Source organism: Priestia sp. ABM2_011, assembly GCF_056158845.1.
On sequence record NZ_JBSWUB010000001.1, the window covers coordinates 2,992,099 to 3,014,415 of the forward strand.

23 protein-coding genes, 2 pseudogenes and 1 riboswitch are annotated in these 22,317 nt (G+C 37.3%); of the genes and pseudogenes, 10 read left to right on the top strand and 15 right to left on the bottom strand.

The window, feature by feature from the left end; genetic code table 11:
- Positions 1 to 38: 38 nt before the first annotated feature.
- Positions 39 to 353 (bottom strand): YckD family protein, encoded by a 315-nt coding sequence (locus tag ACXAE4_RS16150; RefSeq protein ID WP_028413353.1) that lies wholly within the window; start codon positions 351 to 353, stop codon positions 39 to 41.
- A gap of 73 nt (positions 354 to 426) precedes the next feature.
- On the bottom strand, positions 427 to 1,545 hold the full coding sequence (locus ACXAE4_RS16155; RefSeq protein ID WP_028413354.1) for an NAD(P)/FAD-dependent oxidoreductase: 1,119 nt from the start codon (positions 1,543 to 1,545) through the stop codon (positions 427 to 429).
- A 338-nt stretch (positions 1,546 to 1,883) separates the two neighbouring features.
- Between ACXAE4_RS16155 and ACXAE4_RS16160 the strand changes: the two genes are divergently transcribed.
- The 6 genes from ACXAE4_RS16160 to ACXAE4_RS16185 all read left to right on the top strand — a co-directional run bounded on the left by ACXAE4_RS16160 (position 1,884) and on the right by ACXAE4_RS16185 (position 7,083).
- On the top strand, positions 1,884 to 2,396 hold the full coding sequence (locus ACXAE4_RS16160) for a CBO0543 family protein (RefSeq protein WP_028413355.1): 513 nt from the start codon (positions 1,884 to 1,886) through the stop codon (positions 2,394 to 2,396).
- A gap of 66 nt (positions 2,397 to 2,462) precedes the next feature.
- Positions 2,463 to 2,645: riboswitch (Lysine riboswitch) on the top strand.
- A 138-nt stretch (positions 2,646 to 2,783) separates the two neighbouring features.
- Positions 2,784 to 4,112, top strand: coding sequence for a diaminopimelate decarboxylase (gene lysA / locus ACXAE4_RS16165; protein WP_014460106.1), 1,329 nt, complete (start codon positions 2,784 to 2,786; stop codon positions 4,110 to 4,112).
- Between the two features lie 50 nt (positions 4,113 to 4,162).
- Positions 4,163 to 5,425, top strand: coding sequence for a dicarboxylate/amino acid:cation symporter (locus tag ACXAE4_RS16170; RefSeq protein ID WP_033578970.1), 1,263 nt, complete (start codon positions 4,163 to 4,165; stop codon positions 5,423 to 5,425).
- A gap of 138 nt (positions 5,426 to 5,563) precedes the next feature.
- Positions 5,564 to 5,698 carry a hypothetical protein gene (locus tag ACXAE4_RS16175; RefSeq protein ID WP_013057043.1) on the top strand — a complete coding sequence of 45 codons (135 nt, stop codon included), beginning with the start codon at positions 5,564 to 5,566 and terminating at the stop codon, positions 5,696 to 5,698.
- 155 nt (positions 5,699 to 5,853) lie between these two features.
- Entirely contained in the window at positions 5,854 to 6,039 is a 186-nt protein-coding gene (locus ACXAE4_RS16180; RefSeq protein WP_028413357.1) for a hypothetical protein, read from the top strand.
- Positions 6,040 to 6,171: 132 nt separating this feature from the next.
- Complete coding sequence (locus ACXAE4_RS16185; RefSeq protein WP_028413358.1) at positions 6,172 to 7,083, top strand: LysR family transcriptional regulator; 912 nt, start codon at positions 6,172 to 6,174, stop codon at positions 7,081 to 7,083.
- Positions 7,084 to 7,283: 200 nt separating this feature from the next.
- Here the strand turns inward: ACXAE4_RS16185 and ACXAE4_RS16190 are convergent, their stop codons facing one another.
- From ACXAE4_RS16190 to ACXAE4_RS16215, 6 genes are all read right to left on the bottom strand, one after another.
- On the bottom strand, positions 7,284 to 7,970 hold the full coding sequence (locus tag ACXAE4_RS16190) for an O-methyltransferase (RefSeq protein ID WP_028413359.1): 687 nt from the start codon (positions 7,968 to 7,970) through the stop codon (positions 7,284 to 7,286).
- A gap of 252 nt (positions 7,971 to 8,222) precedes the next feature.
- Positions 8,223 to 8,798, bottom strand: a complete 576-nt coding sequence (locus ACXAE4_RS16195; RefSeq protein ID WP_028413360.1) for a GNAT family N-acetyltransferase — start codon at positions 8,796 to 8,798, stop codon at positions 8,223 to 8,225.
- A gap of 175 nt (positions 8,799 to 8,973) precedes the next feature.
- On the bottom strand, positions 8,974 to 9,447 hold the full coding sequence (locus ACXAE4_RS16200) for a hypothetical protein (protein WP_028413361.1): 474 nt from the start codon (positions 9,445 to 9,447) through the stop codon (positions 8,974 to 8,976).
- 244 nt (positions 9,448 to 9,691) lie between these two features.
- Positions 9,692 to 11,152 carry an aminoacyl-histidine dipeptidase gene (locus ACXAE4_RS16205; protein ID WP_155017248.1) on the bottom strand — a complete coding sequence of 487 codons (1,461 nt, stop codon included), beginning with the start codon at positions 11,150 to 11,152 and terminating at the stop codon, positions 9,692 to 9,694.
- Positions 11,153 to 11,347: 195 nt separating this feature from the next.
- On the bottom strand, positions 11,348 to 12,124 hold the full coding sequence (locus ACXAE4_RS16210; RefSeq protein ID WP_028413363.1) for a 3-hydroxybutyrate dehydrogenase: 777 nt from the start codon (positions 12,122 to 12,124) through the stop codon (positions 11,348 to 11,350).
- Between the two features lie 19 nt (positions 12,125 to 12,143).
- The gene (locus tag ACXAE4_RS16215; protein WP_289578928.1) at positions 12,144 to 13,424 is read right to left on the bottom strand and encodes a GntP family permease; all 1,281 of its coding nucleotides are present in this window, start codon (positions 13,422 to 13,424) and stop codon (positions 12,144 to 12,146) included.
- A 337-nt stretch (positions 13,425 to 13,761) separates the two neighbouring features.
- Here ACXAE4_RS16215 and ACXAE4_RS16220 point away from each other — a divergent pair, with 337 nt between their 5' ends.
- On the top strand, positions 13,762 to 14,361 hold the full coding sequence (locus ACXAE4_RS16220; protein ID WP_014460120.1) for a DedA family protein: 600 nt from the start codon (positions 13,762 to 13,764) through the stop codon (positions 14,359 to 14,361).
- 41 nt (positions 14,362 to 14,402) lie between these two features.
- Here ACXAE4_RS16220 and ACXAE4_RS16225 read toward each other — a convergent pair.
- Positions 14,403 to 14,504: pseudogene (locus ACXAE4_RS16225) on the bottom strand (hypothetical protein); the annotation flags it as partial.
- Positions 14,505 to 14,628: 124 nt separating this feature from the next.
- Between ACXAE4_RS16225 and ACXAE4_RS16230 the strand changes: the two are divergent.
- From ACXAE4_RS16230 to ACXAE4_RS16240, 3 genes are all read left to right on the top strand, one after another.
- Entirely contained in the window at positions 14,629 to 15,399 is a 771-nt protein-coding gene (locus tag ACXAE4_RS16230; protein ID WP_099330994.1) for an SDR family NAD(P)-dependent oxidoreductase, read from the top strand.
- A 172-nt stretch (positions 15,400 to 15,571) separates the two neighbouring features.
- Positions 15,572 to 15,712 carry a small, acid-soluble spore protein L gene (sspL, locus tag ACXAE4_RS16235; protein ID WP_013057030.1) on the top strand — a complete coding sequence of 47 codons (141 nt, stop codon included), beginning with the start codon at positions 15,572 to 15,574 and terminating at the stop codon, positions 15,710 to 15,712.
- A 302-nt stretch (positions 15,713 to 16,014) separates the two neighbouring features.
- The gene (locus ACXAE4_RS16240) at positions 16,015 to 16,686 is read left to right on the top strand and encodes an NAD(P)H-dependent oxidoreductase (protein WP_099330993.1); all 672 of its coding nucleotides are present in this window, start codon (positions 16,015 to 16,017) and stop codon (positions 16,684 to 16,686) included.
- 28 nt (positions 16,687 to 16,714) lie between these two features.
- Here the strand turns inward: ACXAE4_RS16240 and ACXAE4_RS16245 are convergent, their stop codons facing one another.
- From ACXAE4_RS16245 to ACXAE4_RS16270, 6 genes and pseudogenes are all read right to left on the bottom strand, one after another.
- Complete coding sequence (locus ACXAE4_RS16245; RefSeq protein ID WP_099330992.1) at positions 16,715 to 17,002, bottom strand: 3-isopropylmalate dehydratase; 288 nt, start codon at positions 17,000 to 17,002, stop codon at positions 16,715 to 16,717.
- Positions 17,003 to 17,116: 114 nt separating this feature from the next.
- Positions 17,117 to 17,335 (bottom strand): spore germination protein, encoded by a 219-nt coding sequence (locus ACXAE4_RS16250; RefSeq protein ID WP_028413367.1) that lies wholly within the window; start codon positions 17,333 to 17,335, stop codon positions 17,117 to 17,119.
- A 164-nt stretch (positions 17,336 to 17,499) separates the two neighbouring features.
- Positions 17,500 to 18,168 (bottom strand): fructose-6-phosphate aldolase, encoded by a 669-nt coding sequence (gene fsa / locus ACXAE4_RS16255; protein WP_475237332.1) that lies wholly within the window; start codon positions 18,166 to 18,168, stop codon positions 17,500 to 17,502.
- Between the two features lie 276 nt (positions 18,169 to 18,444).
- On the bottom strand, positions 18,445 to 19,185 hold the full coding sequence (locus tag ACXAE4_RS16260) for a metallophosphoesterase family protein (protein ID WP_028413369.1): 741 nt from the start codon (positions 19,183 to 19,185) through the stop codon (positions 18,445 to 18,447).
- 307 nt (positions 19,186 to 19,492) lie between these two features.
- Positions 19,493 to 21,091 (bottom strand): annotated as a pseudogene (locus ACXAE4_RS16265) (M4 family metallopeptidase); the annotation flags it as partial.
- A gap of 606 nt (positions 21,092 to 21,697) precedes the next feature.
- Positions 21,698 to 21,829 carry a YjcZ family sporulation protein gene (locus ACXAE4_RS16270; RefSeq protein ID WP_033578960.1) on the bottom strand — a complete coding sequence of 44 codons (132 nt, stop codon included), beginning with the start codon at positions 21,827 to 21,829 and terminating at the stop codon, positions 21,698 to 21,700.
- Positions 21,830 to 22,317: the final 488 nt, after the last annotated feature.

Here is a 22,317-nt window from a genome sequence, read left to right on the forward strand (position 1 = left end):
AAAGCGCCTGTATAGGCGCTTTTTTATGTGAATAGGAATTACTTTGAATGATGCATTTTATGACAGTGCCGCTTCGGAACAAACCCATTTTTCTCCATATGCTGATAGCGATTTTCCATATGTGAAGAAATGTTTTGACTCTCCGTTTTGCTTAGCACGCCGTACTCCACATATTTTGAAAGTATTTCTTTCTTTTTTTCGAACATTTCTTTGTACAGAACGGATAATTCCTGCTTTTGCTGAGACGTCAGCTGCACGTCTTTTGTTTCTGGCTGAGGATTGTTTTCCGCTAATACAGGCGTCCCGCTCATAAATAAAAAAGCTGCTGCTGCACTTATCATAACCTTTCGCAAACAATCTACTTCCTTTCATCATATAGTAGTTATAGTTTGCGAACTTCTATTTGTTTTCATTCATTCTATTTGCTTAGGACTCAATAGCTCCTCTTACATCATAATCGCTAAGATCAATTTCCATTTCCATTTCAAGTGCTAATTTAGCAAGCTCTGAACCAAGATAAGGACCCGACGTTAAGCCTGAAGCTCCGAGACCATTCGCTACTAGTATTCCTTCGTAAGCTGGAAGAGCCCCGATGACTGGCAAGAAGCCTGGAGTAAATGGTCGAAACCCTACCCTTGTTTCTAAGACTGTGCTTTCTGTTAAGCCAGGAGCAATTAATAAGGCCTTTGAAAAAATTTCATGAAGCCCCCCAGCCGTTACTCTCAAGTCATAACCCGTGTCGTTTTCATGTGTTGCTCCTATGACAATTTGACCTTGTTCAAACGAAAGAATATATTGGTCGCTTGGAGGCATTACAACGGGCCAGTCTTTTGTATCTAAATCAGGAAGATGCAAGTGGACAATTTGCGCTTTTTGAAAGCTTGCTAAAAATTTCACTCCAAGAGGCTCTAGTAATTGATTTGCCCACGCTCCTGCTGTCACGATTGTTGTACTTGCTAGAAGGGTTTGTCCATTTACGGCAACGCCCGTTACTCGATTATTTTCATAAAGTAGTTCTGCGTTTCCTTCTATTATTTTTGCACCGTTTTTCTTCGCTGCATTCACAAGTGCGTTTCGAAGAGCTTTTCCGTTAACGCGAGCGGCTCCACTAATATGAACTGAACTGTATTCTTCCGAAAGAGCCGGAAACAAAGCCTGTGTTTCTTTAGCGGATAAACGTGTAATCTCGCCTATTTCGGGGGCTTCTTCCCGACGCTTATATGCTCGTTCTTCCATTTTTTTAAGCTTTTGTTCATCAGTGTGTAAACTAATTGCTCCTACTCGCTTATATCCCGTATCCGTTTCTCCATCTTCTTCTAATTGCTGAATTAATGTTTGATAGTACTTGGCGCCGCCTTTTGCTAAGCGGTACCATGCTTTATTTCGACGCTGCGAAAGCCACGGACAAACAATTCCTGCTGCTGCATCAGTAGCTTGACCAGCATCCTTGCGATCTATCAATGTCACATCTGCTCCTGCTTTTGCTAAATGATATGCCGTAGAAGCTCCAAGTACCCCAGCTCCAACTACGATGTATGTTTTCATACCGAAACACCCTTTTCTTTCTTCTAGTATTCTCATGCTATATGTATGCAATTTTAGCATAGCAAAAAAAGAAGTCACATACTAGGCGAAGCTATTTTAAGCTTATTTTTAAGCCTTGCTGACTTTGACATATAGCTCCTTTAGTCTCGTAAGCAAAAGCGGTAGAAGTTCTTTTACCAAGATTATAACAGGGTGAAGAAAGCCATAAATAGTGGTAGTACGTCTTTAACGCTGTGGCTTACGGCTTTTCTATTATAGGTGCTGAATAAAAAAATGAAAGAATAAAACCACTATAATATGTAAATAAAAAGAAATAACCATTATTTTAAGGAGAGCGTATGCAATCTTCATTTGTATTATTTTTTATCATTCTTGGTTTACTATTTGGCAAGTGGCGAAGGTATCAAGAATACTACCCTACTTTGCTGTTTTGGGTCACGGGGAATTTGCTTTATGAAGTGCTGCTGTTTCATCACCGCGTATGGGTATTTCACCCTGTTGGTATTGATCATCTTTTTCTACCCGATCACCTAATGGTTTCTCTTGGAATAACCTTAATTATTTATCCGTTTGTTATACCGGTTTTTTTAGGAAGGCTGCCGCTGCATGTAAGCGGCCGGCTGTGGTGGATTCTTTTATGGGCGCTTTTATTTACTGTGATTGAGTTCATTGCTTATGTTAATCACAGTATCACTCATCATTATGGATGGTCGCTGCTATGTTCTTTTCTCTTCAATATTGTCACGTTCTCACTTTTAATCATTCATCAGAAGACAGCGCTGGCTGCTTGGATTCTATCTGGAAGCTTCATAGCTTTTTTATTTATCTTCTTTGATATTCCTATGCCTTAACTTTTCATTGACTAGACAGAGGAAAAGGAAATATAATAGGAGTTACATTTAAATATAATTTTCCTCTCTGAGAATAGAGGTGCATGAAATCAAGAGTCACTTATTGGAGACTAATGGAGTCTGTGAAGATAAGTAAAAGGGATTTCGTGCCGAAGTATATAAACATCCATTGTGTTCATATACTGGTTCAGTATTGAATAAATGCTGAGCTGTCACAAACCACTTGGTTTGTGGAGAGCTATTGAAGAGATGTTGATGCCTAGAATGTAATAATACTTTATTATTATGAAACCAAGACGCGTGAACATCACTTCACGGGTCTTTTTTGTGTTTTTCTACTGACCATCAAAGTTATAGTTGAATGATTTAAATGGAGGGATACGGATTATGTACTTACATGGAACGAGTAAAATTAACAGCAGCAATCATTTAGAAATTGGGCAGTGTGATACGGTCGAACTGAAAAAACAATACGGCACTCCCCTATACATCTACGATCAAGAATTAATTGAGACGAAATGCAAGGCCTTCCATTCAGCCTTTCAAAGAAGCGGATTTTCATATCAAATCGCCTATGCAGGGAAAGCGTTTCTTTGTATGGAAATGGCTAGCCTTTTAACGAAGCTTGATATGTCATTAGATGTGGTCTCAGGAGGCGAATTATTTACAGCTCTTGAAGCGGGATATCCAGCTGAACGCATTCATTTTCACGGAAATAACAAAACGATTGAAGAAATTGAAATGGCTCTTGATGCGAATATTGGCTGTTTTGTTGTGGATAACTTTACCGAACTTGAAGTTTTACATGCCTTAGCAGCTGAGCGCAAACAGAAAGCATCTATTCTTCTGCGTGTTACTCCAGGGATTGAAGCCCACACACATGAGTATATTATGACCGGACAGGAAGACTCCAAGTTTGGATTTGGTCTTTCCAATGACCAGGCTATGAAAGCGGTAAGTTCTGCATTAGAAAAGCCTTACTACGATCTTTTAGGCATTCATTGTCATATTGGTTCGCAAATTTTTGAAGTAGATGGTTTTTCTCGCGCCATTGATATTTTAACTGATTTCTTATTCAGTATTCGTGATAAAATGGAATTTGAAGTAAAAGTTTTAAACGTAGGTGGTGGTTTTGGTATTCGTTATACCGAAAGCGACTCTCCACTTCCAGTTGAGTATTATGTAGATGCACTGACAGAAAAGCTAAGCCGCACGTTAACTGAACAGAATTATACCCTTCCGGAAGTCTGGATTGAGCCTGGAAGAAGCATCGTAGGAGAAGCAGGTACAACGCTTTATACAATCGGCTCAACGAAGGAGATTCCAGGTGTACGCAAATACGTAGGAATTGATGGCGGTATGACCGATAATATCCGTCCTGCTCTTTACGATGCAAAACATGAAGCTGTCTTGGCTAATAGAGTGACGGATAAAAAAGATGAAACAGTATCAATTGCGGGGAAATGCTGTGAATCAGGAGATATGCTTATTTGGGATATCGATTTACCGCGCGTTAATCAAGGAGATTTACTAGCAGTATCCTCTACAGGTGCCTACAACTATTCAATGGCTAGCAATTACAACCGTATTCCGCGCCCTGCTGTTGTATTTGTGAAAAATGGAGAAGCTCGTCTTGCTGTAGAGCGAGAAACATACGAAGATTTGGTGCGTAAAGATGTAAAGCCAGTCGTTACTACGTATGCAATGAGCAAATGATAGCTGTTCTTGCGTAGTAAAGAAGCTATTGTTGTTTGGAGGAAATCTATATGGTTTTAAGTGTATTTAAAACGTACAGATCATCGCTTATTCTGCTTCTCGCTATTTTAATTGGCGGGATAGCAGGATATGCTATCGGGCCCGATGTGGCAGTCGTAAAGCCCTTTGGTGATTTGTTTCTTAATTTAATGTTCATGATTATCGTTCCCCTTGTCTTTTTTAGTGTGGCTTCGGCGATCGCAAACATGAACGAAATGAAACGTCTTGGTAAAATTATGCTAGGTATCGCCGTTGTGTTTGTCGCCACTGCTGCTGTTTCAGCCGTTCTAGGCTTTTTAGGCGCATCACTTTACAATCCGCTGCACAACGTAGATACTTCTGCCATTAAAGAATTAATGGGTGACAGTGAAAATACAGCTGAAAAAATGACGCTTTTAAATCAGCTTGTTAGTACATTTACTGTACCTGATTTTGTTCAGTTATTTTCGAAAGAGCATATTTTACAATTAATTGTCTTTGCCGTTATCTTCGGTATTGCTACCACGATGGCTGGTGAAAAAGGACAGCCTATGGCGAAATTTCTGACTTCGGGTCAAGAAGTATCGATGAAAGTCGTTAAAATTGTCATGTACTATGCTCCAATTGGTTTAGGGTGCTATTTTGCTACTGTAGTAGGAGAACTTGGACCAAAGATCTTGCAAGGGTATGCTAGAGCATTTATTCTTTATTTATTAATTGCAATCGTTTACTATTTTGGCTTCTTTACGCTATACGCATGGATTGCTGGCGGTAAAGCAGGAATTAAGCTGTTTTGGAAAAATGCAGCTGCTCCTTCTATCACTGCTATTGCTACCTGTTCTTCCGCGGCATCTATTCCAGTCAATTTAGACGCAACAAAGAAAATGGGTGTGCCGCTGGATATTGCTGAAACAGTGATTCCATTAGGAGCAAACACCCATAAAGATGGTTCTGTTATCGGTGGTATTCTAAAAATTGTTTTCTTATTCAGTTTGTTCGGCAAAGATATGACGTCTGCTACGAGTATTTTGAGCATATTAGGCGTAGCCTTTTTAGTTGGAGCCGTAATGGGAGCAATTCCTGGAGGCGGTATGATTGGCGAAATGTTAATCATTACAATTTACGGATTTTCGCCAGAAGTTCTGCCCATCATTGCGGTCATTTCCACAATTATTGACGCCCCTGCTACGCTCTTAAACAGTACGGGAAATACAGTAACAGCGATGCTTGTTACAAGGTTTACAGAAGGAAAAGACTGGATTAACAAAATTATCACCACCGATAAAGTCGCCTAGTAAAAAAGCAAAGGGAACAGTCTTAGTGACTCTCCCTTTGCTTTTTTCGTGTGCAGTAATATCGATAGCCGTGTATAAAGTTTGTAAATACGCACATTCTATAGGTATGTTTCATAACCGGACTGGAGGTGTCGTCTAATGAGTAACGCTGCAGGAGGTTCAAAGAAGAATCAACCGAATGATGCGAATCACGTAAGTGCAGAAACAAAAGCTCATCAAAAACGTCTCACTGAGCAAAACAAACAAGAGCATCAAGCTGAAGAGCGAAAATAAAATGACGTCAAAGAACGTTTGGCACAGGCCCTGCGTTCTTTGACGTCATTTTATTTTGAGAGAGCTTAATGACGACGCTCTTTATAGGTCTATCGTACAACCTCCTTTCAAACTTTTACATATTCTATTAATAGGTTTGTAAAAGGAGGAATGATATGGTGTTTTCTTGGATAGAGATTACAGCTGCAGCCTTTGGGCTTTCAGTTATTTTGATAAGTTTTGCATTTTTGCCCGAACGTACAGGCAAAAATCTTTATATTCCTCATCAGCTAGTAGCAAAATCTATGTTTCTCTATAAAAAGATTATTGGTTTTATAAATCAATTTCGACAGAAACTTTAGTTCATTTCCTTTCCTCGTTTTTATTCATTGGATAGCTCCCTTTTTTAATCAGCGCATTTACAGTAAATAATTTAATGGTTAAAATAAAGAGTAAAAAAAAAGGATAAGCAGTTTGCAGAAATGGAGTTTCACATGGAAATCAGAGACTTAGAATACTTTATAGAGGTAGCGAATCATAAAAATTTTACAAAGGCAGCGCTGCAAGTTCATTTGTCACAAACGGCTTTAAGTAAAGCCGTCAAAAAAGTAGAAAATGAACTAGGATTTGAGCTTCTTGACCGTTCAACAAGAGAATTAAAGCTAACCGATGCAGGAGAAGTCGTGTATCATCAGGCAACTAAAGCGCTGTCGGTGTTAAAAGACATGCCTCACTTGTTGGGCGATTTAATGAACTTGCAAACAGGGCAAATCAAGATGGGAATCCCTCCGCTCATCGGGACCTTGTTTTTCCCGAAGATTGCAAAAGCATTTAATGAACAATACCCTAAAGTATCTCTAGAGCTTATTGAATTTGGAGCAAAAAAAATTGAAGCCCTTGTGGAAGAGGCTGGTGTAGATATGGGGATTGTTATGCTTCCTCTCACAAGCGGTCATGATGAGCATTTTCACGTATACCCGTTCGTTAAGGAGAGATTCCTTTTATACGCCCATAAAAACCATCCTTTAGCGAAACGTTCTTCCGTCTGGATGAAAGAATTGGAGCATGAAAAATTCATTATGTTCAGTGAAGAATTTACGCTGCACGACCGGTTAATTCAAGATGCTTTAAAATCAGGATTTGTGCCTTCTATCGCATATAAAAGTTCTCAATGGGATTTAATTATTGAATTAACAGCAGCAGAACTAGGTATTGCTATTTTACCCGAATCGCTTTATGCCAAAGTGAAAGATTCCAATATTATTACGGTACCTATTGCAGATCCTGAAATGATGTGGGAACTTGGAATTATTCTGTTAAAAGAACGCTACAGTTCATTCGCTGTAAGAGAGTTGATTAATTTTCTGACAGCAAAACAAATAACAAATAAGTTGGACGCAAATTAAATAGAGGCTGGGAGATAACGAAATCAATCCACAGCTAGAAGCACCTACGCCTACACACATGAAATTTACGTTCACTATCACCATGAAAAAATCCGACCGAGGAATCGAGATTCTCCATCAAGAATTTGAATTCATCGGTCGGATTTCCCTTCAACAAAACTACTTTTGTCTCAGCCTCTTTATATGTAACACGAGTTCTATCATTCAACAATCCCTACAATGAATCCATCATAGCCTTTGCTTCCAACGGTTTGTATAGCCGTGGCGCTGATTCGTTTTTCTTGAGCCAGAGCATCCATAAATTGTCGAATTCCCTTTACATTTTCATCTTCACTTTCTGAGTTCACCACATGCCCTTGACGAACAACATTATCACAAATAATCGTACTTCCTCGTTTTGATAATTCTAGAGCCCACTTTAAGTAATTTGGGTTATTCGGCTTGTCAGCATCAATAAAGATAAGATCAAACGGCTCTGTTCCCTTATCCTTTAATACAGCTAATGTATCAAGCCCGGGGCCGACAATGACTTCTACTAAGTGGCTTACTCCCGCTCTTTTTAAATTAGCTCGTGCTACTTCTGCATGCTGAGCGCTTAATTCGAGCGTAATCAGCTGTCCATCTTTCGGAAGAGCTCTGGCTAGCCAAATCGTGCTGTACCCTCCAAGAGTACCAATTTCCAAAATGCGTTTAGCCCCTTTTAATGAAGCTAACAAATGCAGAAACTTTCCTTGACTAGGCGATACGTCGATGGCAGGTAATCCAGCCTCTTGATTTGCCTTCAATACCTCATCAAGAATAGGGTCAGGTTGTATGAGCTTATGATTCATATAAAGATCCACTTCATTCCAAATTTCATATATAGACATTTCCATACTCCTCCACATAAGTGATAAAAGCTTTATTATTCAAAGATACGAATATGTTTTTCTCATATTCAGCTTGTTGCCGTAATCGTTCGTATTATGAATGTGTTCTAGCTCTCTAATAAACTATCCTGCTCGCTCTTAAAAAGAATTGTTATATGTCCATAAAAAAAGACCTTCAGAGAGGTCTTTTTTTATCTTTAAATAATCGTAGCTCAATCCGTAAAAAATATCCGGTACCTTTCTACCGGCTATTTTCTAGAAGACATCTTATTATCCGTTATGACTGAACTTAAATACTATCGGTGTACGTTCTGTTTCTATTTTCCAAATCATGTGATGATATCCTTTGCTCCAGTAATCTTTTACTAAGTAATCGGGAATTCCAAATATGTTTTTCCATACTTTCTGAGCATTCTTGTATCCGCTATCCAAACAAATTTTTTTAATTTCTCTGCTTTGAAGCGTAAGCAGCATAATATGTATAAGCAGTGTTCCTACCCCTTTTCTTTGGTACTTTGGATGAACAAAAACTGTGCCGATTTCAATCCATCCTTGCAGCTCCCCTTTTGTACATGCCATAATTAATTCACTAACAGGGCCATATTCAATGCAGCCAATAATCTTATTGGTGCACGTATCTATTCCGAGCCAAAAGAATCGACATTTCCCATCGCTATCAAGGTCACTTTTTAAATATTGTTCTTTACTTTCAATTTCTATTTGTATATCGTTCACCATGTCAGATAGACCCTCTCTATGAAAGGTATCTGTGATCACTTCATTAAAAAGCTCGTGGAGTTCTGCGCTGTCCTCTATTTTTGGTCTTCTTATTTCAATATGATTCAATGTTCATCCCTCCTGATTATTTCACTGCCAAATATGAAGTTTTACTTTTATTATTTATCAATATATGTTGATAATCCTTTTCTTTTTCTACAGTTTTCCCAACAAAAAAAGCACGAGAAGCTTTAAGTTCTCGTACTTTTTTATAATATGGATTCTGCTTTTCTATTGGGAACTGTTAATACTGATTCACAAAGCTCTGGATTTTACATACGAATTCAGAAAGATTCTCCTTTATCTCTTTATCTTCTGTTTTCGTTACTTGCTCTTGTATGGCATCAATCATTAAACGTGCTCTTTTAGGATCTATAGAGGCCGGCTGGCTGCTATTATTTGATAAACTCTTCAAAATTTGATTAGTCATTTTGTTTTTATCATGAATATAAAATAATATTTGAGGAACTTGATTAATTAACAAATTTACATACCTGCGAAACTCCTCTATCTCATATAATTCTCTTGAAGTACCTTTAAAGCCATCAACGGAAAGCATAAGACTCTGGTAGCCTTTATCACTGCGTTGATTAAGTGCTTTAATGACTTTTAAAAATCGATCGAACTTTAGATAACGTATTTCGTCTTTCTTTAATTCTAAAAATTCAATTTCTCCTTTTTCTAAAAAAGGATCTTTGATAAGACTATTATCATTCATATACATTCTCTCCCTACTAATTTATTAGTTGCAGAGCTTGTTTTGAATTCATTTGTCTATCGTTTTAGTAATTGTTTACCTCTTTTAGGACCGTTTTAAAACCTTTATTTGTAAAACGCTTACATAAATGTTCTCAATTGCCTGACGCGTTGATGGAACCCTATTTATTATCTGATAAATGACGAATGAAAAAGAGCTCCTTTACAGAAGCTCTCTTTTTAAGATTATAGGAATGCTGATAACTTTATATCTTATTTGCCTCTTTTAATACTGCTAATAAGTATTCCCATGTCTTAATAGTAGACGGAATGCTCAGGTGTTCATCAGGTGTATGAACGTCGTACATATCGGGTCCGAGCGAAATGGCATCTAATCCAGGGATTTTTTCTAAGAAAATACCGCATTCAATTCCAGCATGGATGGCGATGATCTCCGCCTCTTCACCATACTTTTCTTTGTAAACCTTTTTACATAATTCGCGAATTTTTGAATCTCCATTGTACGCCCATTCAGGATAATTACCTTTTGTTTCAACTCTTCCCCCGACTACCTGAGCAAGTATGCGCACTTGACTTACTATTTTTTCTTTTAAGCTTTTTACTGAGCTGCGAATTTCATTTTGAAAAACAACCTCAGATTCTGTCGTCGTGATCACACCTAAGTTGGTAGAAGATTCTACTAATCCTTCAATATTCATACTCATGCTTTGAACGCCGTTTGGTGTTAGCATAATAGCTTGTACAATTCGTTCTGTCGTTTCTCTTGTAAAACATTTCTCAACGGAAGAAAATTTGTTTATTTTTACATATACGCTCGGATCAGCCGCTTGTAATTCATTTTTTACTATTTCGTTCCACTCACGAATCTTATTTTCTAGCTTTCCTACCTCAGAAGGCTCAACTGATAGAATTGCTTCTGATTCACGGGGAATTGCATTTGATTTTAATCCTCCGCTAATGCTGCTTAAAGAATAGGGAAGTTCTTGTTGTAAATCATATAAAACTCTCCCTAGCAGTTTATTCGCATTTCCTCTTTCTTTGTCAATTTCCATTCCGGAATGTCCGCCGCGCAGTCCTCCGATGCTTAAGCTATATGTTTCTGAGTTATTGGAAGACGACTCCCAGTTTATAGGAATACGAAGCACGCCTTTTACCCCGCCTACGCTGCTGACAAGGAGCTTTCCGTCCTCTTCTGTATCAAGGTTAATAAAGATTTTCCCTTCAAAATAAGCTGGATTTACAGCAATGGCTCCGCCCATAGTCGTTTCTTCTTCAGTGGTAATGACTACTTCAAGAGAGGGGTGCGCTATATTTTGAGCATCTAGTAAAGCCAGTGCATATGCAACGGCAATCCCGTTATCAGCTCCTAGCGTAGTACCATTTGCATAAAGCATATCTTCAACAATTCGCAGTTGAAGCGGATCTTTTTCAAAGTCATGGACAGTTCCTTTATTTAACTCGCATACCATGTCCATATGTCCTTGCAAAATGATAGCTGAAGCATGTTCATATCCTTTAGTTGCCGGCTTTTTAATGATTACATTTAAAGCTTCGTCTTGGATAACCTCAAGGCTTCTTTCTTTTGCAAAAGAAACTAAATAGTTACTAATTTCTTTTTCATTTCCAGATTCTCTAGGAATAGCTGAGATTTCGTTAAAGAAATAGAAAACCGGATGTTTAATTAATTCATTTACTGTTTGCACCATATGTATCATCCTTTCTAATCTGTACGCTTTTTTATCCTACTATTTATCTTGACAGTAGAAATAGCATATGAGGCTTTTTTTATGTATCGCCTAGTTATATTTTAACGTTGATTAACTCAATAGAATAGATATAACCTAAAAAAGCATAAATGAGCCCGTTGGACTCATTTATGCTTTTAATGATTTGTTCTATTTTTATTGAGCTGTATATCCGCCGTCCATTACTACCGCTTGACCAGTTACACCTTTTGCTTTATCACTCGCTAAGAAGATAGCGTAGTCAGCAATTTCGCTCACGTCTAGTAATCTTTTTTGAGGGACTAAAGGATAAATAACTTCTTCAAGAACGCTTTCTAATGGTACGTTTCTTGTTTTAGCTAAACCATCTAACTGACCTCTCACTAGTGGTGTATCCACATAACCAGGACAAAGTGCATTAACCGTAATACCGTGTGCTGCACCTTCAAGAGCAGCTACTTTTGTTAGCCCAATTACACCGTGTTTGGCACTGTTATAAGCCGCTTTGCCTGCAAAACCGATTAAACCATTGATAGAAGAAACGTTAATAATACGTCCGAACCCTTGTTTTTTCATGATTGGAAACGCGTGCTTAATCGCCATAAATGGAGCTGTCAGCATAATTTTAATCATTAACTCATACTTTTCAGTTGGAAACTCTTCGATTGGAGAAACATGCTGCAAACCAGCGTTGTTAATGAACGTATGAACCGCTCCAAAATGTGCGTTTGCTGTTTCAATTAAATGTTTGATTTCTTCTTCTTTTGTTACATCCGCTTTGACACCAAGTGCTTCGAATCCAGCTTCACGAAGATTTTGTGCTGCAGCTTCTACGGCAGTTTGATCAATATCAGATAACACAATTTTCCCGCCGTTTTCAGCGAATCGTTTACCTATTTCAAATCCAATTCCTCTTGCTGCTCCTGTGATTACAATTACTTGATTTTCAACCATGTGTATTCTCCTCCTGTTTTTAAATAATGCCGGCTGCCGCTAATGCGACTCCTGCAAATAAAGCGATTGTCGGGATGATAAATGCAACAACAAATACGTCTTTATACGTTTCTTTATGCCGAAGACCAGTTACAGCTAATAGCGTTAACAACGCGCCGTTATGCGGTAAAATAGATGCACCTGACGCAACGCTTGCAATACGGTGAAGCGCATCGGCGCTTAAATTCGTCGTTTGAGACAAGTAATACCACGTATCTCCTAATGCTTGAAGCGCAATACCCATACCACCGGATGCTGAACCCGTGATCATCGCTAGCACTTGAACGCTTAACGCTTCTGAAACGAGCGGATTACTCGAAATGTTTAGTAGTACGTGCGTGACATCTTTAAACTCTGGAACTGCTGTAATAACCGAGCCAAAGCCTACTGCTGCACTCGTGTTAATAACAGCCATTACGGATCCTTTTGCTCCTTCATTTATAGAAGAAATAAACGTCTTATAGTGTTTGAAATTAATAAGTAAAATAGAAAAAATACCAATTAATAATGATACGATAGGCTCCCATTTTAAAACGTTTAATGTCACGACAACGATAATCAGCGGTAAAATAGCTAACATTACATTCATCGAGTCCTGCTCTTCACTTGCGGCAACCGATGATTCATTAGGCTCAGTAAACCCTTGATTTTTAGCTTTTAATTTTTTATCGCGATAAGCTAACCATAAATAGCCTCCCACTGCCATAATAAGACCTGAGACAATTCCAATAATCGAACCGGACATTGCATTGGTTTTAAATGTAGCAGTCGGAATCAGATTTTGAATTTGAGGCGTACCTGGAATCGCTGTCATTGTAAATGTAAATGCTCCGAGTGCAATGGTTGCTGGCAGTAAATTTCGCGATACGTTAGCTTCTCGAAATAATGCGATTGCTAAAGGATAAATCGCAAAGACAACAACGAATAAACTGACTCCGCCGTATGTCAAAATGGCTGAAGCAATCAGCACCCCTAAAATGGCTCTTTTACTTCCAAACAATTTAGCAATGCGCTGCGCTAGCGACTTAGCTGCGCCTGTATCTTCCATTAGCTTTCCAAAGACGGCTCCTAATAAAAAGATGGGGAACCATTTTGCAGCGAAATCTACAAACCCTCCCATATACACATCTGTATAAGTAGGCAGTACTTTTAAACCGCTAAAATAAGCAACAAACGTAGCGACAACAGGTGCCACCCAGATAATAGACCATCCTAGATAAGCAAAAAACATCAACAATAACAATCCTACAATAATAACCACACGGTAACCTCCTTTCCTTTTAATACATATACATAATGGATTATTTCACAACACAACAAGTTTACACCCGTTAGTTTTATAAGTAAAATGAATAAAAGGAATCAAAACTATGAATAAAAGTCGTAGTTTATTTAAAAATTCACACTCAATTATTTTTTTCCTATAATTTCACTTTGAGTAGAAGCTATAAAATATACTTCCTTCTTTTTTCCTTGTACAAGCTAAGTTTTTTTCTGTTATATCCCGCGCTCTTCCTTTATTTTCTTTTCTCTTATAAGTTTTTCCGAACATATAGATGGGTATTTGAATGTTATGACACAGAAAAAGAGGCGATCTTATGCTACACTTCATAACAGACTTACTGAAACAATTTGGAATTTGGGGACTTTTAAGCGGACTGGCCATTGAGGCTTCATCCCTGCCGTTTCCTGGTTCTCTTCTCACCCTTACCTACGGATACTTATTAAACATGCACATAGTAAAATTATTATTAATCGCTCTTGCAGGAAGCGCCGTTTATACAGCTTTTAGCTTTATACCGTATGGGATAGGCTATAAATTAGAAGATAAGGTAAAGAAAAAATTATCAAAAAAGAAAAAAGCATTTGAGAAATCACAAAAATGGTTTAAAAAATGCGGATTATGGAGCATTGCGATTGCTCGTCCTTTAGGGCTCGGAAACTACATTTCCTACCTTTCAGGGCTATCTAAAGTGAAACCTATGCCGTTTGCTCTGCTCACATTTCTTGGTATCTTTCCTTTGAATATTGCCATGCTTTGGCTAGGACAAATCGGAAACTTTAAGTCCATTCAGTCTTTTATCTCAGATGCACAAACGTATATTCTAATTGCAGCGGTAGTGGCTGTATGCGGATTTTTAATTTATAAGTTCTATTTTAAAAAGAGTAGTTGCAGCGAACAGTCTAGTTCAACTTAAGATTAAGAGTATAAAAAAAGACCCTTCGGGGTCTTTTTTTATTAAATGGAAATAACACCTAAGATTAATGCTGCTATTGTCATCACTGCCGTAGTGCCTAGAGCCCACTTAATTAAAAATCGTTGCAAATCACTGAAGTTTAGCACCCAACTTCAAATGTTTACAAACAGACTTCTAAAGGGAAAAATAAATCGAATAAACGCTTGACTTAAAGTGTACTTTAACAATTATAATCAATTTGAAAACATCGAAAATGGAGGAATCAACATGAAATATACAGTAATTACTGGCGCAAGTTCAGGAATTGGATATGAAACAGCTTTAGCTTTCGCAGCGCGCGGAAAAAACCTTATATTAGCTGCACGTAGAGAGGACAAGCTGGATGAATTAAAAGGAAAGATTGAAGAACTGAACCAAGATGTAAATGTTATTATCCAGTCGGTTGATTTATCCGTGGCAGAAAATGCTCATACGTTTTATGAGTCACTCAAAGAGTATGAATTAGAAACTTGGATTAACAATGCTGGATTCGGAAACTTTGCTTCTGTCGGTGAACAAAAATTAACTAAAATTGAAACAATGCTTCACTTAAATATCGAAGCTTTAACCATTCTTTCTTCTCTATTTGTAAGAGATTATGAAAACGTTGAAGGTACACAGCTTATTAATGTCTCTTCTGGAGGCGGCTACACGATTGTTGCTGATGCAGTCACTTATTGCGCAACAAAATTCTACGTAAGTGCATTTACAGAAGGTCTTTCTCAAGAATTAAAGGGAAAAGGAGCAAAAATGCAGGCTAAAGTTCTTGCTCCAGCTGCTACTGAAACAGAATTTGCACAGCGTTCGATGGATATGAGTGATTTTGAATACGAAGGACGAGTACCTAAGTTCCATACGTCAAAAGAAATGGCTGCTTTTATGCTGGATCTTTATGATAGCAATAAAACGGTAGGACTTGTAGATGGAGTGACTTACGAATTTCACTTAAAAGATCCTATCTATCCATATGCAGACAGAGCAACCAGTTCAAATTCTTAAACGAAAAACACCCTTCCGAGGGTGTTTTTTTATGGCCGTTTAAATGAGTAACTATCTTGTTTATGTAATGAAGATGCTTAAAGATAATCTTTTCATATTTATCTTTCCACTCTTTACTTCCTGATTTTTGTTTCACTTTTTTGCACATACTAACCGAACGGAGGTGACAAAAATGGGTACAAAAAAATCTGCTAACCGAGGTCAAGTAGCCCCTGGTGTTAACCCTCAAGGACACGGAAAAGATGTTGAATTTTCAACAGAACCGAAAAGTGAACTTGAAAACAAAGCGAAGAAATCGAATACAAAAATTTAATTAAAAAGGAGAAGATTACGCTTCTCCTTTCTACCCCTCTTAACTACTTTTTCGAAGACGAAACTCCACAGATTGTTTACTCCTTTCTGCTTCTTATAAAACTGCATCAATAGTATAAAAAAGTATACTATACAACAAAAATGTGCGTACTTGTTAGAATGATTTATATGATTTATGATAAATCTGCAAACGGATTTTATGACAAATTGTATGTTAACTGACTGTTAGTTGTAAGCTATACAGGGTATAGATTACTCTGAACAGTTCATCATTAAATATTTTTACAGAAAGGTTGTTTACACATGAACAATACAGATAAGAAACAAGAAATTTTAGACGCATTTAACTTTCGTCATGCTACAAAAGAGTTTGATCCAACGAAGAAAATTTCCGATGAAGATTTCCAATTCATTTTAGAAACAGGGCGCTTATCTCCAAGCTCAGTAGGTTACGAGCCTTGGAAGTTTTTAGTCGTTGAAAATAAAGATTTAAAAGAAAAATTAAAAGCTGTTTCTTGGGGAGCACAAGGTCAAATTCCTACAGCAAGTCATTTTGTTATCATTCTTTCTCGCACAGACGCAAGATATGACTCTGAATATGTATTGGATCTTCAAAAAAACGTAAAAGAAATGCCGGATGATGTATTAGAGACATTAATGCCTCGTTATAAAGATTTCCAAGAAAATGATTTTCACTTGTTCGAAAGCAAGCGAGCGCTATTTGATTGGGCTAGTAAACAATCTTATATTGCACTAGCTAATATGATGACATCAGCTGCTCAAATTGGCATTGATTCTTGCCCAATTGAAGGGTTTAACTATGACCAAGTACATGAAATTCTAAAAGAAGAAGGATTACTAGAAGACGGCAAGTTTGATGTTTCCGTTATGGTTGCATTCGGCTACCGAATTCATGAACCTAAGCGCGGCAAGACAAGAAGAAGTATGGATCAAGTTGTACAGTGGATAAAATAATAACAAAAAAGAAGGGATGACAGCAATGTTATCCCTTCTTTTTTATATCTTTATATGCTGCTATAAAATCAGCAGGATCGGTGTGTATGGTATAAGCGAACATCCCTTGATTTGTATGTAAGTATAAAAAGCCGCTTTCTTTTGAGACGCATTTGTAAGAGATATCAAACACGCTGTTAACGTGGAAGCAATTTTTCTCTGTTTGAATACTATCAGCGTATAAGCATATGTCTTTTGAATGCTGAATCGTCACCTTTTGTGTTCGTTTCACTTTTCTTTCAATGTATGTATAAGGAATCATCGAAATAATGCTCATAGCGCAGCTCACCTTCCCCATGGATATTTGTCTTTGAAAAATCCAACATCTTATTAACAAAACTCTATCACTTACCAAAAAACAATTCCAGAAAGAGTATTTCTGGAATTGTTTTCAAGATTGTTGCTCTTTATTTTCTTCATCTTTGCAAAAGTCGATATTACTGTTTGTCATAGAGGCAATAGCAGGAGAACCATTTCCAAACGAAAAACAAGCTCCTACCGATTTTGTATTTGCTGTGTGGCTATTTTGTACAACACAGCCTACGCTTACATTCGAATTGTCTTTTAACCCGTTAGTCACGATATTCTCAATGTTAATAATACAGCCCATTTTAACACCTCTTTCGTTTCTATTAACGTATGTCATCTCTGTGTATATGTATAGGATGTTCGCCTATTAATGATAAGTTGTTTTCTGCAAAATACAAAAAAAGAATCTTCGTGTACTCTTTAAGCAGAGAAGACACTAAAATGATGTCTTCTCCTTAAGTCAATTTAACTTTTTACGGCTTTTTCCCAGTCTGATGCAAACTTTTCAATTCCTTGTTCTGTTAACGGGTGTTTTACTAATTGTTCAATTACAGCATACGGAATGGTCGCAATATGAGCCCCAGCAAGAGCTACTCGTGTGACGTGATCTGGGTGTCTGACTGACGCTGCTATAATTTGTGAGTCAATGTGTTGAATTCGAAATAGCTCGGCAATTCGAGATACCAGATACACACCGTCTTCTGAAATATCATCTAAGCGTCCTAAAAATGGCGATACGTATGTGGCACTGGCACGGGCTGCTAGAAGCGCTTGATTCACTGTAAAAATTAACGTTACGTTTGTTTTCACGCCTTTTTTAGCTAGATAACGGGTTGCTTCCAATCCAGCAATGGTCATAGGAAGTTTAATTGTTATATTTTTGTCTCCTCCGTTAATTTTTATAAGCTTTTCTGCTTGCGCAATCATGTCTTCTGCTGTTACTGTGTCGGGTGTGACTTCTGCTGAAACGGATTCTACTTCCGGGACGGTTTTTAAAATTTCTTCGATGCGATCTTCAAACTTTACGCCTTCTTTAGCTACTAGCGAAGGGTTTGTGGTAACACCTGATAATACCCCGATTTTATATGCTTTTTTAATATCTTCCAGGTTAGCTGTATCAATAAAAAATTTCATCATGTATTCCTCCACTCGTTATGTTAAAACCAGCTTTTCAGGGGCATTTTTGCATAACTTTATGTTCAAATGGAATTGCCCTCTTCATATTGTCTTCATAAAATAAAATTTATTTCCTTTCAAATGCTGTATGTTTTTCTCCAAGTTTTCCCTTCTTTAAACTCACCTGAATAACTTCTATTTGTATGTATCATACTAATGATGTTGAAAAACCTCTCATTTACTCAACTAAAAAACCTCCAGCATTTATGCTGAAGGTTAAGATACATTCTACTCTTAATTTTTTAGTCCTCTATAGCGAGCTGTTTTTAATTCTTGAACGTAGGGTTCAAAGTCCGGCATCTCTACAGCTCTCGCCAATTCGATTGCTTTTTCAATATCGTATGGAATACGCACAAATTGAATAGAAAATGCTGAAGGACTTTCGCCTTGATCCTTTCCTTCTAAGATAAGATAGGAAGCTTGTGGTAAATCAAGCGGGTTTCCTACACTTCCTACATTACACAGCGTTTTCCCTTTAATATGTTGAATAAATGCATTATGTACATCTCCGTAACAGATGACATCCGGTTCTCTTGATCCTTTTATATTTTCCGTATATTCCGTATTAGCAAATAGACTAAGGCGCTTTTCAAGTGAATCCCAGGGTTGAATTCGGTCATAAAGACTTCTAGGTGAAGCGTGAAACATTCTAATTAATTTCCCGCTCATCATAAACTCAACAGAAAAAGGAAGTTCCTTTAAGTATGCTTCTTGGTTTGAACTTAACTTCTCTTGATGCCATTTTAACGCTTCAAATTCCGCAGGCTTTGTAATGAAGTCATCCCAGTTCCCCATTACTGTTACTTCGCACTTTTCTTTTATGATATCAATTGCTTTACTTGAATCCGGTCCTTTTCCTACTAAATCACCTAGACAAATGATGCGATGGATATCTCGTTGTTGTATGTCAGCTAAAACTGCTTCTAATGCAGGGAGATTTCCGTGGATATCTGAAATAACAGCAATTTTGTCCATTGATTCCTCCACTCCTTTTTCATATGTATGTATTCAAGCCTTTTCTTTATTATAACATTTTATGATAAGACCGTTTACTAAAACGGGTCCTCTTCATTTAACAAGCAACGGTATAATTCGAATGGATATAAAAGGGAGGAATAAGAAGCGGATTTTTATGGATTGGGAAGAAATCTATCTTCCTTATTTATTAACATAAAATAAAGGAGTACTGTAATATATTTATACGAGTACTCCTTTATTGGTAGTTAGGTAGTATAGAGAGTCGCCAGATACCTCATTTATCTTGCGACTTTTGGTTTATAGCTTATTGAACACCAACTGCGTCAAATGACTTGCCTACTGAAATTACTTCTTGAGAGCCTGAACCGTATAGATCAGCAGCAGCTTGTACTAAACCTGCACGTGCTTGGCTGAACGTTGTAGACTGAGTGAAGTATAGCGTATTGGCACGGTAATAAATTTTTCCTAGCTTATCTCCGCCGATGCCTGTTACAGTAACTCCGTAATGAGTTCCTCCGTTAGCTAGCAAGTAGGCAGCTTTGTTGATAATACCGCTATTTGTATGAACCCCGCCGTTGTCACTAGAACCTGTATAGCGCTTTGAATAATGATCCGGATCTCCGTATTTCGCTGGGTTGCTCATTGAACGAAGTGCATCGCCGCTTGTTCCAGGCGTATAAATATCCTCTCCAATTTCCCAATCTGGATTTCGGTTGTCATAGTATTCTACCAACGTTCCGAAAATATCGGAAATCGCTTCGTTTAATGCACCTGATTCATATTGATAGATTAAATTAGAACTTCTTTCTGTCACCGCATGCGTCAATTCATGTCCGATAACATCTAATCCTCCTGATAGCGGAACAAAAGTAGTTCCATCTCCATCTCCATATACCATTTGAGAGCCATTCCAAAACGCATTGTTGTAGCCGCTGCTATAATGAACAGTCGATTTTAGCGGAGCTCCTGCATTGTCATAGGAGTTGCGGTTAAATTTGTTTTTATAATAATCATATGTCACGCCTGCATAATAGTGAGCATCTACTGCAGCTGCATCGCGAGTTGCATTGTACGTATTATCGGTATCGGCCCATAGCGTACCCGGAAGAGATGTACGATTTTTTGCATCGTACGTATAGATTGTAGCGCCTCTTGTATTATCTTGTAAGTAGTAAGTAGAACTAGATAACGTTGTCTTTAAGGATTTAGTATCTCCAAGAACTCCTTTACCTGAGCCAATAGCATTTGTGCCTGTTACAGGTTTCGCTGCCGGCTTTGCCACTTGCTTCACGTCGGCTTTTGGACCAGCTACGGAATCAATTGTATTGTACTTATCCAGTACTTTACCGCTAGTAGCATCAACAAAGTAATAATAGTTGCCTGGTTCAGGATTTAAGAAATTTAAATTTACTACATAAGCATATGTAGTGTCTGAACCATTTTGATAAATATACAGTTCAGATGAAGGAGATTTTTCATACGTCGGCTTAAAGCCTAAGTCTTTTTCAGCTACTTGAATCGCCTTTTTGCTGTCAAGTTGCTTTTGGCCTTTTAGCTTTTCCTTTTTATCTAAATCAGGAGCTACTGTACCTGATACAACTTTTAAGGTTCCATCTTTCGCTACGTGTGCTAATTGAGTAGATCCCCAAACGGGAATATTATTATATACTTGCTGCAAGCGTACCACGGTTGCTTGTTCAATAGGATCTTTCACCACTTCTGTCACTTTAAATGAGTTTTGAGCATTTTCGTTTCCTAATTTATATTTGTCTTTATTTGTATTCATATAGTGAAATACGACGTCTTGAGCCTTCTGTGATGACGGGCCTGAGAGCTTTCCGGAAATAAACTCAGTAGACTTAATTTCTTTGTTATACTTTTCAGTTGAAAGTACATTGTTTGGCGCAGCACTGCTCGTATGTGCAAAAGCAAATGATGAAGAAAGAATACCAACTGATAATAATACCTTTAAAGCCTGTTTTTTCTTTTTCATAGTTTTTTTCTCCCTATCCCTAGTAAATTTAATTACCTCAATTTTTCTGTTAATTGCGATAATTAGCAACATTATAGCAACTAAAAATTACTACGTCTATATATTATTTCAATATTCCTATTATTATGAAAATTAAAAATAAGTCCTCTACAATAAGTCTTTTTTACCTATTTAAACTATATGAAAATCATTTATGTTGATTTTCATACAAGTAAAATAATTCTTCTAGCCAGCTGATAAAAACTAGTAGGCTAGGTAGCGTTATTCGTTCTTACTGTCAGTTCTATGAAGCATTTTACAAAAATTACTTATAAGGAAAATTATAAATTTCAGACCATTTTTTCGGCTTAAATATACTCTTCCTCTTCATTTTTTTATTTTTTTAATCTATTAATTAAATTTTTTATATGTTTTTTATGTACGTGCACAACATTATTTTATTATAGTACTGTACTTCTTATGAACGTAAAAAAGCACGAATCTACTAAAATCTTTGTAAATCCGTGCTTTTTCTGTTTATTTCAAGCATACACAACCAACGATAACTAATAAAACAAATAGTACAACGATTAATGCAAAACCGCCACCGTAACTACCGTAGCCGCCGTAGCCATAACCACCGCCGTAACCCCAGTTGTAAAATCCCATTTCACTTCACCTCCGTAGCCTGTTTACTCTATAGCATATGTACAGGCTAGAAAAAATGCTCGCCCATTTATCGCCCTTTTATAACGATAAAAAAGAAATTGAGACATAACGAAATCACTCCAATCAATAGCTAGAAGCAACTAAATAGATGAAACCTACGTTCACCCTACCAATGAAAAAATCCGAACGATTCATCGTTCGGATTTTCCTTCAACTAAACTGCTTTTGTCACAGCCTCTTTTAAGATAACAAATATTAACTTATTTACTTTTAGAAGCTTGTTCTTTAAAGCGAAGTATGTAATACGGAACAATACAAATAACCGCCAAAACGAGAGCCGTTAAACTGACTATGCGGGGATTATTAAGCCCGAAAGAATAGTCTCCAAAAGATGCTCCAATTGCAATAATAGCAAAAATAATATACAGAATACGAAATATGTTAATCCACTTTTTCTGTTTAATCGTAACCACTCCTTTGCTTATTTT

Bases quoted from the DNA above. Each gene is read 5' to 3' on its own strand.
- ACXAE4_RS16205 (WP_155017248.1), bottom strand. From the start codon at position 11,152: ATGGTGCAAACAGTAAATGAATTAATTAAACATCCGGTTTTCTATTTC.
- ACXAE4_RS16170 (WP_033578970.1), top strand. From the start codon at position 4,163: ATGGTTTTAAGTGTATTTAAAACGTACAGATCATCGCTTATTCTGCTT.
- ACXAE4_RS16240 (WP_099330993.1), top strand. From the start codon at position 16,015: ATGAACAATACAGATAAGAAACAAGAAATTTTAGACGCATTTAACTTT.
- ACXAE4_RS16190 (WP_028413359.1), bottom strand. From the start codon at position 7,970: ATGTGGAGGAGTATGGAAATGTCTATATATGAAATTTGGAATGAAGTG.
- fsa (WP_475237332.1), bottom strand. From the start codon at position 18,168: ATGAAATTTTTTATTGATACAGCTAACCTGGAAGATATTAAAAAAGCA.
- ACXAE4_RS16180 (WP_028413357.1), top strand. From the start codon at position 5,854: ATGGTGTTTTCTTGGATAGAGATTACAGCTGCAGCCTTTGGGCTTTCA.
- ACXAE4_RS16245 (WP_099330992.1), bottom strand. From the start codon at position 17,002: ATGAGCATTATTTCGATGATTCCTTATACATACATTGAAAGAAAAGTG.
- ACXAE4_RS16220 (WP_014460120.1), top strand. From the start codon at position 13,762: ATGCTACACTTCATAACAGACTTACTGAAACAATTTGGAATTTGGGGA.
- ACXAE4_RS16155 (WP_028413354.1), bottom strand. From the start codon at position 1,545: ATGAAAACATACATCGTAGTTGGAGCTGGGGTACTTGGAGCTTCTACG.
- ACXAE4_RS16175 (WP_013057043.1), top strand. From the start codon at position 5,564: ATGAGTAACGCTGCAGGAGGTTCAAAGAAGAATCAACCGAATGATGCG.
- lysA (WP_014460106.1), top strand. From the start codon at position 2,784: ATGTACTTACATGGAACGAGTAAAATTAACAGCAGCAATCATTTAGAA.
- ACXAE4_RS16270 (WP_033578960.1), bottom strand. From the start codon at position 21,829: ATGGGATTTTACAACTGGGGTTACGGCGGTGGTTATGGCTACGGCGGC.
- ACXAE4_RS16200 (WP_028413361.1), bottom strand. From the start codon at position 9,447: ATGAATGATAATAGTCTTATCAAAGATCCTTTTTTAGAAAAAGGAGAA.
- ACXAE4_RS16230 (WP_099330994.1), top strand. From the start codon at position 14,629: ATGAAATATACAGTAATTACTGGCGCAAGTTCAGGAATTGGATATGAA.
- ACXAE4_RS16160 (WP_028413355.1), top strand. From the start codon at position 1,884: ATGCAATCTTCATTTGTATTATTTTTTATCATTCTTGGTTTACTATTT.
- ACXAE4_RS16250 (WP_028413367.1), bottom strand. From the start codon at position 17,335: ATGGGCTGTATTATTAACATTGAGAATATCGTGACTAACGGGTTAAAA.
- ACXAE4_RS16260 (WP_028413369.1), bottom strand. From the start codon at position 19,185: ATGGACAAAATTGCTGTTATTTCAGATATCCACGGAAATCTCCCTGCA.
- ACXAE4_RS16185 (WP_028413358.1), top strand. From the start codon at position 6,172: ATGGAAATCAGAGACTTAGAATACTTTATAGAGGTAGCGAATCATAAA.
- sspL (WP_013057030.1), top strand. From the start codon at position 15,572: ATGGGTACAAAAAAATCTGCTAACCGAGGTCAAGTAGCCCCTGGTGTT.
- ACXAE4_RS16210 (WP_028413363.1), bottom strand. From the start codon at position 12,124: ATGGTTGAAAATCAAGTAATTGTAATCACAGGAGCAGCAAGAGGAATT.